Source organism: Empedobacter sp. R132-2 (genome assembly GCF_030324375.1).
GTDB lineage: Bacteria > Bacteroidota > Bacteroidia > Flavobacteriales > Weeksellaceae > Empedobacter > Empedobacter falsenii_B.
In genome coordinates this window covers 1-11,878 of sequence record NZ_JACAGG010000050.1, presented here as the reverse complement: position 1 = coordinate 11,878, position 11,878 = coordinate 1, and the positions used below count along the sequence as shown (strand labels likewise).

At 30.4% G+C, this 11,878-nt stretch carries 12 protein-coding genes; 8 read left to right on the top strand and 4 right to left on the bottom strand.

The features are described 5' to 3' along the window. Positions 1–258 precede the first annotated feature (258 nt). A complete protein-coding gene (locus tag HXZ69_RS14455; RefSeq protein ID WP_286496377.1) occupies positions 259–1,941 on the top strand; it encodes an RluA family pseudouridine synthase in 1,683 nt (560 codons plus the stop codon). Positions 1,942–1,962: 21 nt separating this feature from the next. Next, positions 1,963–2,313, top strand: a complete 351-nt coding sequence (locus HXZ69_RS14450; protein ID WP_219035247.1) for a hypothetical protein — start codon at positions 1,963–1,965, stop codon at positions 2,311–2,313. A 65-nt stretch (positions 2,314–2,378) separates the two neighbouring features. Here HXZ69_RS14450 and rimO read toward each other — a convergent pair whose 3' ends face one another. The 4 genes from rimO to HXZ69_RS14430 form a co-directional block, all read right to left on the bottom strand. Next, on the bottom strand, positions 2,379–3,683 hold the full coding sequence (gene rimO / locus HXZ69_RS14445) for a 30S ribosomal protein S12 methylthiotransferase RimO (RefSeq protein ID WP_286496376.1): 1,305 nt from the start codon (positions 3,681–3,683) through the stop codon (positions 2,379–2,381). Positions 3,684–4,040: 357 nt separating this feature from the next. Then, positions 4,041–5,078, bottom strand: a complete 1,038-nt coding sequence (locus HXZ69_RS14440; protein ID WP_221855888.1) for a glycosyltransferase family 2 protein — start codon at positions 5,076–5,078, stop codon at positions 4,041–4,043. Between the two features lie 6 nt (positions 5,079–5,084). Further along, positions 5,085–5,519, bottom strand: a complete 435-nt coding sequence (locus HXZ69_RS14435; protein ID WP_221855886.1) for a DUF2750 domain-containing protein — start codon at positions 5,517–5,519, stop codon at positions 5,085–5,087. Positions 5,520–5,524: 5 nt separating this feature from the next. Further along, positions 5,525–6,682 (bottom strand): THUMP domain-containing class I SAM-dependent RNA methyltransferase, encoded by a 1,158-nt coding sequence (locus HXZ69_RS14430; RefSeq protein ID WP_221855924.1) that lies wholly within the window; start codon positions 6,680–6,682, stop codon positions 5,525–5,527. Between the two features lie 98 nt (positions 6,683–6,780). Between HXZ69_RS14430 and HXZ69_RS14425 the strand changes: the two genes are divergently transcribed. The 6 genes from HXZ69_RS14425 to HXZ69_RS14400 all read left to right on the top strand — a co-directional run bounded on the left by HXZ69_RS14425 (position 6,781) and on the right by HXZ69_RS14400 (position 11,847). Next, positions 6,781–7,254 (top strand): DUF4265 domain-containing protein, encoded by a 474-nt coding sequence (locus HXZ69_RS14425; protein ID WP_038331503.1) that lies wholly within the window; start codon positions 6,781–6,783, stop codon positions 7,252–7,254. Positions 7,255–7,352: 98 nt separating this feature from the next. Next, positions 7,353–9,134 carry an aminopeptidase P family protein gene (locus HXZ69_RS14420; protein ID WP_286496375.1) on the top strand — a complete coding sequence of 594 codons (1,782 nt, stop codon included), beginning with the start codon at positions 7,353–7,355 and terminating at the stop codon, positions 9,132–9,134. Positions 9,135–9,299: 165 nt separating this feature from the next. Continuing rightward, positions 9,300–9,677 carry a Fur family transcriptional regulator gene (locus tag HXZ69_RS14415; RefSeq protein ID WP_221855881.1) on the top strand — a complete coding sequence of 126 codons (378 nt, stop codon included), beginning with the start codon at positions 9,300–9,302 and terminating at the stop codon, positions 9,675–9,677. Then, complete coding sequence (locus HXZ69_RS14410) at positions 9,668–10,414, top strand: class I SAM-dependent methyltransferase (RefSeq protein ID WP_312067342.1); 747 nt, start codon at positions 9,668–9,670, stop codon at positions 10,412–10,414. The genes HXZ69_RS14415 and HXZ69_RS14410 overlap by 10 nt, the downstream gene beginning before the upstream one ends. Beyond that, positions 10,411–11,118 carry a ZIP family metal transporter gene (locus HXZ69_RS14405; RefSeq protein WP_221855878.1) on the top strand — a complete coding sequence of 236 codons (708 nt, stop codon included), beginning with the start codon at positions 10,411–10,413 and terminating at the stop codon, positions 11,116–11,118. Before HXZ69_RS14410 ends, HXZ69_RS14405 begins: the two co-directional genes overlap by 4 nt. A gap of 75 nt (positions 11,119–11,193) precedes the next feature. Beyond that, positions 11,194–11,847, top strand: a complete 654-nt coding sequence (locus HXZ69_RS14400; protein WP_286496374.1) for a DUF6438 domain-containing protein — start codon at positions 11,194–11,196, stop codon at positions 11,845–11,847. The last annotated feature ends 31 nt before the right edge of the window (positions 11,848–11,878 follow it).

Sequence of the window (11,878 nt, the reverse complement as noted above, 5' to 3'; positions counted from 1 at the left end):
CAGTACATTAATAAAACATACTTTAATCGAAATATTAATAATCTAAAAACTCAAATTATTTAATATGCACAACGGGTTAACTATAATAAATTATTTTACACTAAAAGTCCAGAGAGTAAAAATCGTTATGAATTTCAAAATGAATATAAAATATCTAAAAAATTGAAAGATAATTGGTATTTATTGGAACGAATTGAGTAATACAATTTCAAAATTTATTGCTTAAACTGTATCTTTGCATCGATTTTAAAGAAGCAAATGTCCAATTATTTTCAATATTTTAAACATCCAATTACTACGTACGAACTTCCCAAAAAGTTTGATTATCCATTTTATTATGAACCTACTGAAATTGCGAAGCAAGCATGTAGAGAGCTACAAGAATACTTGGAAAATCAAACCGATTTTGAACATAATTTTGGTTTAGAAAATGACCAATCTTCCACTCCAATTGGTAAAATGTTTGGTGTTTTAGTTGTTCGAAATCAAAAGAATGAAGTAGGATATTTAGCGGCAGTTTCAGGTAAATTGGCTAATACTAATCAACACAAATTTTTTGTTCCACCTATTTTTGATATGTTGAATAAAAATGGTTTTTTCTTAGAACAAGAAGAACGTTTGAATGAAATCAATCGTATTTTAGAATCATTAGAAAATGATCAAAACTATCTACAACTTAAAGAAGATTTTATTCAATTTGAAATCAATTCTAAGTTAAAAATTGAAGAAGGAAAACAACTTTTAAAATCAAATAAAAAAGACCGAAAATATCAACGAGAAACAATTTCTCCAACTTTATCTCAAGATGAAATTCAATTTTTTGAAGAAGATTTAGTCAAACAAAGTTTACGTGATAAATATGAATTTAGAATTCTAAATGAAAAACTTGATTCTGAAAAACAGATTTTATTAAGCAAAATAAATGTTTTTAAGAATGAAATCAATTCATTAAAAGAAGAACGAAAAATAAAATCTAATTTACTTCAAAATCAATTGTTTAATCAATATCAATTCTTGAATAAGTTTAAGCAAGAAAAAGGATTATTAGAAATTTTTTCAACAACTGTATTTCAACAACCTCCTGCTGCTGCTGGTGAATGTGCTGCACCCAAATTATTGCAATATGCGTTTCAAAATGATTTAGAACCAATTTGTATGGCTGAGTTTTGGTGGGGAGATTCGCCAAAATCTGAGGTTAGAAAACATGGTCAATTTTATCCAGCTTGTACAGGAAAATGTGAGCCTATTTTAGGACATATGTTGCAAGGAATTGAACTGAATGAAAACTTATTGTTGAAGCAAAATTCAACTGTTGAAGAGTTAGAAATTTTATATCAAGATAATGATTTGGTTGTCATCAATAAACCAGAAGAGTTTCTTTCTGTTCCTGGAATTGAGATTAAAGATTCGGTTTATCTTAGAATTAAACATCAATTTCCATTGGCAACAGGTCCAATTATTGTTCATCGTTTGGATATGTCAACTTCTGGAATTCTTGTTTTGGCGTTAAATAAAGAAAGTCATAAACTTCTTCAACAACAATTCATTAAACGTAAAGTTCAGAAACGCTACATTGCACTTTTAGATGGAAATATTGAGCGCGATAATGGTTTTATAGATTTACCTTTACGTGTGGATTTGGACGATAGACCGAGACAAATGGTTTGTTATGAACATGGAAAAACGGCGCAGACAAAGTATGAAGTCATTGCAAGAAAAGACAATAAAACGCTTGTCTATTTTTATCCAATTACCGGTCGTACACATCAGTTGCGCATGCATGCTTCGCATCGTTTGGGACTAAATGCACCAATTATTGGTGATGATTTATATGGTACGAAAACAAATCGTTTGCATTTACATGCCGAATCCTTAGAATTTACGCATCCGAAGACGAAAGAATTGATGAAATTTCAAGTAGATCCAAATTTTAATCTCTAATTTTGCGAAAGAATACAAAGAATGGAAAATAAAGATTTGACAATACGAGAAGTAATTTATCGCGATATGGATACGTTGATTATGGCAAAATTGAAAAACGGATCTAATATTTCGATAGATGATTTGATCGATATTTCTTCTTATTTAGCTGCAAGTTTGTTCCGTGAACGTTGGAAACAAAAAGGTGAGTTGAGCGAAGAAGAAGTGAATATCGTTTTAGGAAATTTAGGTGATTTTTGCAATGAACATTTTGGTGAATATTTTACGCAACAAGATTTTGATAAAATTGTAAAAATCTCCCAATTATTGTTACAAAAACCTACGTTTGATAACGATTCGAAAGAATTTTTTGATGAAATATTGAAAAAATAAAGAAAAAAATTAAGCATAAAAAAACCACTTTATTTGAAGTGGTTTTTTATTATATCTCGAATTGATTAATCAATCACTTTACAAATTAAATCGAATTCGTACGCTTCAATAATCTCTACATTTACAAAATCACCAACTGGTAAATAGGTATCAATTGCAGAAATCAAAACTTCGTTATCAACGTCTGGCGAATCATATTCTGTACGTCCAATAAAGTTATCACCTTCCTTACGATCAATCATTACTCTAAATTGTTTTCCAATTTTTTCTTGATTCAAATCATACGAAATTTGAGATTGAATTTCCATAATTTCTTCAACACGTTGTTGTTTTACTTCCTCTGGTACATCATCTTCTAAATTATAGGCATGCGTATTTTCTTCGTGAGAATAAGTAAAACATCCCAAACGATCAAATTTTTGCTCTTGTACCCAAGCTTTCATTTCCTGAAAATCTTCTTCTGTTTCGCCTGGATATCCACAAATCAATGTTGTACGAATCGCCATATCAGGAACTTTTGTACGCATTGCGTCTAACAAAGCATTCGTTTTTTCGTGTGTTGTACCACGACGCATTGATTTTAATAATTTTGTTGAAATATGTTGTAACGGAATATCAATATAATTACAAACTTTAGGTTCTTCACGAATTACATCCAAAACATCTTCTGGAAAACCAGCTGGAAATGCATAATGTAAACGAATCCATTCGATACCTTCAATCTTAACTAATTCTTTTAATAATGATGCTAATTCACGTTTTTTATAGATATCTAAACCATAATACGTTAAATCTTGTGCAATCAAAATTAACTCTTTTGTTCCATTTTTTGCCAATTTAGTAGCTTCTGTAACTAAATCTTCGATTGGACGAGAAACATTTCCTCCACGCATCAAAGGAATTGCACAGAAAGAACAAGGACGATCACAACCTTCAGCAATTTTAAGATATGCATAATGACGAGGAGTTGTTGTTAAACGTTCTCCAACCAATTCGTGCTTATAATCTGCACCCAATGCTTTTAATAAAAGTGGTAATTCTCGCGTACCAAAATATTGGTCAACATTTGGAATTTGCTCAATTAAATCTGGTTTGTATCGCTCTGACAAACATCCTGTCACGAAAACTTTTTCCACCAAACCATCTTCCTTACGTTGCACGTAATCTAAAATTGTATCAACACTTTCCTCCTTTGCATTATCAATGAAACCACAAGTATTAATCACCACAATTTCCCCAGATTGCTCATGTACAACCTCTTTCCCATTGGCTTTCAGCTGTCCCATTAACACCTCAGAATCGTATACATTTTTAGAACATCCTAACGTAATTACATTAATTTTCTTTTTTCCAGTCGATTTTGTACGCATTACTCTAATTTAAGTCTGCAAAATTACGAAATATTTGAGAGAACTGACCGAAAAGATTGAATGGAACAAGTATAAATAGCTAAAATAAAAATTTTTAAACCTAAATAACTTTAAAGAGAATAGATTTCTAAACAACTAACTATTTTAGAAAATTAATCAATTATTACGATATTCTACTTGAAATCTATTTAATAAATATATTTTAACGAATTGATTAACAAAATATAACAAGTCATTTATAGTTTAATTTCAACAATAAATGTTAAATTTGAGCTAATTAGTATTTTAAGTTAGATGTCAAAGCAATGCTTTGAAATTAAGAAGGTCAAGATTTCTCTTGACCTTTATTTTTTATATTTAATCGATATGATAATGACTCGGAAAAGCCTTTTTAGGATTCTGTTTGAGAATATTCAACCTGAATTGACTTTCTAAAAATCCATAACCATAATTGAAAAATTGAATTAAAGTTGTTTGAATCGATAATAAACCAACTACCGCAGATTTAAAACGAATAGTTGAGAAAATAAAAATCAAAAACATGTAAATTAACCACAAAACAAATGGGGTTTGAAGAATAAATCGATGTTTTGGAAGAATAAAACTCAACAATAAAAATAAAAATGCAACTAAAGTTCCGACAAAAAATAAGCTTGGAAACCAAAAAGTTGGTTTGATATAATTTGGATGACGTTGATTAAGAATTGGGCGTGCAACTCCAAATTGATAAACTTGTTTCGCAAATTTCTTTAACGAAGTTCTACGTTTATGTATCACTTTCGAATCTTGAAATAATCGCGTTTCAAAATCATTTTCCCACAAACGCATTGATAAATCTGGATCTTCTCCAACACGTAAATCAGCAAATCCACCCGTTTTTTTGTACGCTTTTCGAGAAATTCCCATATTAAAACTACGTGGCTGAAATTTACCAATTTGCTTTTTTCCTCCACGTATTCCTCCTGTTGTTAAGAAAGAAGTCATCGAAAAAGTAATTGCTTTTTGCAAATCTGTAAACGAGTCATCTGCATCATCTGGTCCGCCAAAAGCGTCAACAAAATTAGTTGTCAATTCTTTTTTAACCGATTCAATATAAGTCGAAGGAATAATCGTGTCAGAATCTAAGAAAATGAAATAATTTCCATTCGCTTTTTCCATTCCATAATTTCTTGATTTTCCTGGTCCTGAATTTGTTTTGTAATAATAATGAAGATCTAATTGAGTTTCAAATTTAGCACAAACCGCATCCAATTTATTTTTAGAACCATCATCTACAATAATAATTTCGAATGATTTATCCGTTTGTTTTGTTAAACTTGACAATAATTCTGTCAATTCATCTTGACGTTCATAAACGGCAATAATTATCGAAAGTTTTAAATCTTCTTTTTCCAAAATAAATTATTGATTGAATGATTCTTTCAATTCTAAAGTTACTTTCTGGATTTCGTTCAAATCCTTAAAATGATTCGTTTTGAAAGTAGATTTTGATTGATTCAATTCATGAACAATAGCCAAAATTGTATCCAATGGACTTTGCTCCTCTCCTTTCGAAGTTTCGTCAAAATTAATTCCAACCAAAGAAACTTCTTCAATCATTCCGAACAACCATTCTTCTAAAAAAGTATTCAAATCTATCGAATCAATTTTATGATTTGCCCATTGATTTTGTTTCGCTTTTTCAGCTAAATCTGTATTCGACCAAAAACAAATTACCTCTAAATTAGAGCCATCTTCGTACTCAAATTCTTCCGAATACGAAATAGCAAAACCTTCTTCAGAAGTTAAAAGATATACTTTTTGATCTTGACAAATTTCTTTTATAAATTGACTCACTTCTTTTAATTTTGATTTTTAGTTTTTTTACTTCCTTCGTACATTTCGTATTGTAAAAAGTCGCATTCTAACTTACCGTTAAACACTTTTACCTTTTTCGAAGGACGTAAACCGACATATTTTTTGGCTTGTAAATCTGATGTGATAAACCACGCCAATGTATTTGGATAACTCGATTTTAATGTGTCTCCAATTTGTTTATAAAATTCTTGGTTATTGTTTTCAATACGCTCATCATAAGGCGGATTGAACACCAATAAAACTGGGAACAATTCCTTTTTAGATGTAAAGAAATCTTGATTTCTCACTTCAATGAAATCTTCTAAATCAGCAGATTTTATATTCATCTGCGCGATTTTTACCATCATTGGAGAAATTTCGTAACCTACAATTTTATATTCTGATTCCTTGATTCGATTTAAACGCGTATTACGAATTTGTGTAAACAATGTTTCGTCATAATCTGGCCAGTTCTGAAATGCAAAATGCTTACGATGAATTTGTGGCGGAATATTATTTGCAATCATCGCCGCTTCAATCAACATTGTTCCTGAACCACACATTGGATCAAGGTAATTTCCTTTTCCATCATAACCTGCTTGCAACAACAAACCTGCTGCTAAAACCTCGTTAATTGGAGCTGGACCAGTTTCTTCACGATAACCACGTTTGTGCAAAGATTCTCCCGAAGAATCTAACGACAACGTAATTTTATCGTGTGAAATATGTAAGTTGAAACGTACATCTGGAAAATCTTTATCAATGCTTGGACGACGACCATTTTTTTCTTTGAATCGATCTACAATAGCATCTTTCACTTTAAGCGCTGCGTAATGCGAATGCGTAAAATAATCTGAATGAACAGTTGGATCAATCATAAAAGTTTGATCGACATTTAGATAATTTTCCCAATGGAATTTTTTGAATTTCTCGTACAATTGATGATCATTTTTCGCAGAAAACGAAAGAATTGGCTTCTGTATACGAAGTGCCGTACGCAAGCTATAATTTGCTTTGTACATAAAACCTAAATCGCCATTAAATTCAACCATTCGGTTTTGAATTTTAACATCTGCCGCACCCAACGCTTTTAATTCTTGCGCTAATATTTCTTCGAAACCAAAAAAGGTTTTCGCAATCATTCTGAAATTTTCCAAGGAAATAAAATTTTTACAAAAGTACGGGAAATAAAGGAAATTGAGAAAGGAATAATTGTTTTTCGATATTCTAAACTAATTTATATCTTAACAAAAAATATTTCATGGATCAAGAAACTAAATATGAAAAAATATTGGTTCGATATTATAGTAAGGTTTTAGAAGAAGAAATAGTTGAAACACTTTGGACAGAAACCATAGACAAAGAAAAAGGATTATATAAAATTGAAAATATTCCGTTCTATGGTCCATGTTTTTCAAGTGACGATATAGTATTTGCTGAATATGATAACGATGAAGAATGTTTGACTTTTAGAAAAGTAATTGAATTTTCTGGAAATTCGACAGTTCAAGTTATAATAATGAATGATGAAATTAATAGAGATGATATTAGAAATATTTTCAAGAATTTGAATTGTGAAAGTGAAGCGCTGAATGAAAAATACTTTGTTCTAGAAATTCCTTTAAAAATAAATTATAAATCTGTTTTTGATAAATTAATCGAATTACAAGAAAATGAATTTATTGCTTTTGCAGAACCTGTTTTATCAGAAAAACATCGTGATGAAACCAGATAATAATCTTAATAATATTTCTTAATTTCTATATTTTCCTTCATCGACATTCTTCGTACCTTTCGGCTATTAAAGTTTAATTTTTTAGAATTCGATATAAAATGGAAAAAATCACAGATCGTCTTTCAGCTTTGAGAGAGGTTATGAAACAAAATGGAGTTAGCGCAACAATTATTCCTGGAACAGATCCGCACGGAAGCGAATATTTACCAAATCGTTGGAAAGAGCGTACATGGATTTCAGGTTTCAATGGATCGGCTGGAACTGCAGTTGTAACATTAGAAAAAGCGGCTGTTTGGACGGATTCGAGATATTTTATTCAGGCAGAAGATCAATTAAAAGACACGACTTTTGAGTTGATGAAAATGAGAATGCCAGAAACTCCTTCTATCAACGAATGGATTATTTCTCAATTAAAAGAAGGAGAAGTTGTTGGTCTTAATCCGCAAATGTTTGCGCACAATGCTTTTGCAGAAAATTATAACGAGTTTTCATTCAATCAACTTTCAGTTAAAAATATTGATTTAATTGATTTAGCTTGGCAAGATCGTCCTGCTTTACCAGAGAATCCATTCTATATTTATGATGTAAAATTTGCTGGAAAATCTGCTTCAGAAAAAATTTCGGAAGTGCGCAATGAGATGAAAAAAGCAAATACCAATGTATATATCATGAATTCGTTGGATGAAATTGCGTGGTTATTTAATATTCGTGGAAATGATGTTAACTATAATCCATTGACAATTTCATATGCCGCTGTGGATACAGAAAATGCGTATTTATTTATAGATGAAGCAAAAGTAACTCCAGAAACAAAAACTGCTTTAGCAAATGAAGGAATTACAATTCAACCTTATTTAGCGGTTTACGATTATTTAAAGAAACAAAACGAAAAATCGCATGTATTGGTAGATGGAAATCGAGTTAATCAATCGTTATACGAAGCAATTTCTACTTCTTCAACTATTAATTTAATTGCTTCTCCAGTAACAAATCTAAAATCTGTTAAAAACGAAATCGAACAAGAAGGCTTCAGAAATGCAATGGTAAAAGATGGTGTTGCATTGACGAAATTTTTCATGTGGTTAGAAGAAAATATCGAAAATAACATTAATGAAGTTACAGTTGATGAGCAATTGAAATTTTTCCGTTTACAACAGGAAAATTGTAAAGGTGTAAGTTTCGGAACAATCTGTGGATACGCTGATCACGGTGCAATGAACCACTACTCTGCTTCACCTGAAACTGCTTATACATTAGGACGAAAAGAAATGTTGCTAATTGATTCTGGAGCTCAGTTTTTGGAAGGAACAACAGACATTACGCGTACATTGATGTTAGGAGAACCAACGACACAACAAAAAACAGATTATACCTTAGTTCTTAAAGGAAATATTGGTTTATCGCAAGCTATTTTTCCTATTAATTCTCGTGGTTCTTTGTTAGATGTTTTGTCGCGTAAAGCGCTTTGGGAAAACGGTTTCAATTACGGACACGGAACTGGACACGGTGTTGGTCATTTCTTATGTGTGCACGAAGGGCCGCAAAGTATTCGTTTAGAAGAAAATTTAACGCCACTTAAAGCTGGAATGGTACTTTCTAACGAGCCAGGTTTGTATCGCGATGGTGAATACGGAATTAGAATAGAGAATTTAATGATTGTTCAACCAGCGATGTCAACTCAATTTGGTGATTTCTTGAAGTTTGAGATTATTACAGTTTTCCCAATTGAGAAAAATTTGATTGATGTTAATTTAATGACAAACGAAGAAATTGCATGGTTGAATAATTATCATCAATTTGTTTTCGAGAAAATTTCTCCATTCTTAGATGAGAAAGAAACAACTTGGTTAAAAGAAAAATGTGAGGCTATTTCTAAGTAAATTTAATTTCAACAAAAAGTCATTCTAAATTCGTTTCAGAATCAGACATAAAAAAATAAGAAACTGAAAATAAATTCAGCTAGACAAAAAAATCCTATTCGAAAGTGAATAGGATTTTTTATTTCCCATAAAATTTGTATTATTGCAACATATTTGCATTAAGAAATGAAAAGACGAAATACACCAACCAAACAAGCGGTTATTGATTTGTTCAATTCGTGTACGACTGCATTAAATCAGGAACAAATTGAAACACAATTGCAAGGAAAAATGGACAGAGCAACGATTTATCGTATTCTGAATAATTTTTGCGAAGACGGAATGATGCATAAAGTTGTGGGAGATGACGGCGTAAATTATTTTGCGATGTGCAAAACCTGTTGTGAACATACACACCACCACCACGATCATTTTCATTTTCGTTGCACAACTTGTAATCAACTTATTTGTTTGAAAGAAGAAATAAAAATTAATTTACCCGAAGGATTTTCGATGCAAGATTGCAATTGCGTCATCACAGGAACTTGCTCAAATTGCCAATAATAACAACAATGGATTTACAATGGTTTGTAAAATGGTTTAACTCGCCATATTATCATATTTTATACAAGAACAGAAGCTTAACAGAAGCGGAAGATTTTATTCAAAAAATCACGAAATATTTACAACTTCCACAGTACGCAAAAGTGTTAGATTTAGCTTGTGGAAAGGGACGACATGCTATTACATTAAATAAATTAGGTTTTGATGTTTTGGGAATCGATTTATCTGAAGAAAGTATCAAGTACGCTAAACAATTTGAAAATGAATATTTAAAATTTGAAAAACATGATATGCGCGAAGTTTATCATCCAAACGAATTTGACGCGGTTTTCAATCTTTTTACAAGTTTTGGTTATTTTGAAAATTATGAAGATAATTTTAAAGTTTTTGAAACTGTAAAACAACAAATAAAATCACATGGAATCTTTGTTTTAGATTATCTGAATGCAGAAAAAGTAGTTTCGACAATGATTCCTTATGAGGAAAAGCTGATTGATGGAATTTTATTCAAAATCACAAAATCTGTCGAAAATGGTTTTATCAAAAAAGAAATTGATTTCACAGATAAAGGCGAAATATTTCATTTTGAAGAGTTTGTTCGTTTAATTTATTTCAACGATTTCAAAAAAATATACGAAACGGAAGGTTTTATTTTAGATAAAGTATTTGGAAATTATAATCTTGATGCTTTTGATGAACAAACTTCTGACCGCTTAATTTTAGTTTTAAACAAATGAAAGAAAGTTTAATCTTAATTTCAAGTGTGTTAATAGGAGTTTTATTTTCTCGAATATTACTCAAAAATAAACACAACTCAAAACTGCTACTAACCTTTAGTGGTGCGTATTTTTTGGCGATGACCGTTTTAGAAATTTTGCCACAAGTCTATGGACATCCATCCGAAAATCATAGCCATCATTCTATTGGATTGTTTGTTTTATTAGGTGTTGTTGTACAATATATTTTAGAAACGATCAGTAAAGGCGTTGAACACGGACATATTCATTTACACAAAAAAGAGCAATTTCCTTTCGGAATTTTTGGCGGATTATTTTTACACTCGATTATCGAAGGAATTCCTGTTGCAAATGCAGAATCTCACAATTTTATGTGGGCAATTTTTGTTCATAATATTCCAGTTTCAATGATTTTGTTTAGCGCATTATGTCAACATACAGAATCTAACGCAAAGCGTTTTTTGTTTATGACCTTGTTTGCTTTAGCTGCTCCAATGGGGTATTTCTTAGGAAAACATACCATTATTTCTAATTATTCTTTGGAAATGAGTGCAATTGTTTCAGGAATATTTTTACACATTTCTACAGTAATCTTATTTGAAAGTAATGAAGGACATAAATTTAATTTGAAGAAGTTTGGTTCTATTTTAGTCGGTTTTATTCTCGCTTATTTAACCGTTTCAATGCATGTACATTCTCATTAATATATAAAAGCAACTTATTAAAAGTTGCTTTTTTTATTTTTAATAATCACTATATTTATTTAAATAAAGTTTAAAATGAATAAATTAAGCCAATATATTCTACTATTAATAATTATCACAAGTTGTCACAATTCCTTTGATGGTAAAGCTAATAATGCTTTACAAGGAAATTGGATAAAAGAATATTATCCTGAAGAAACTATGATAGATGAAGATTTACCTCCTCCTGATTTTTTTTTCAAACCTAATGTTTTATACACTTTTCAAAATGATACATTGTTTGACGCTAATCAATTTCACAATTATAATAAAAAAACAAAAAAAAATAATTATTTAGGTTATAAGACAAAATTCATTATTAAAGATTCCATTATTTATTGGTACAATACACTAACAAAACAAGATATCGAGTATGGTGAAATAAAGAAATTTACAAATGATACTATTTACTTCGAAAACTTTATGCTTGTTAAAGAAAAAGCACAACAAGTTTATCAAAACAAATTTGATGCAATAATCGTTACAAGTAGTGGTTGTTATGGAACTTGTCCTATTTATAATTATCGAATAGAGGCTGATGGGACTTTTATATATGATGGTGAAAAATTTACAAATATAGAAGGTCTTTACAAAGGCAAAATTAATAAGGAATATTTTAATTACTTTAAAAAAATATTAAATCACATTAGCGTCCTAAACGTTAAAAGAAAGCGTAAAAAAAGCGCGTAAATTTCGGATCTCAAATTATCTTTGAGTTGGA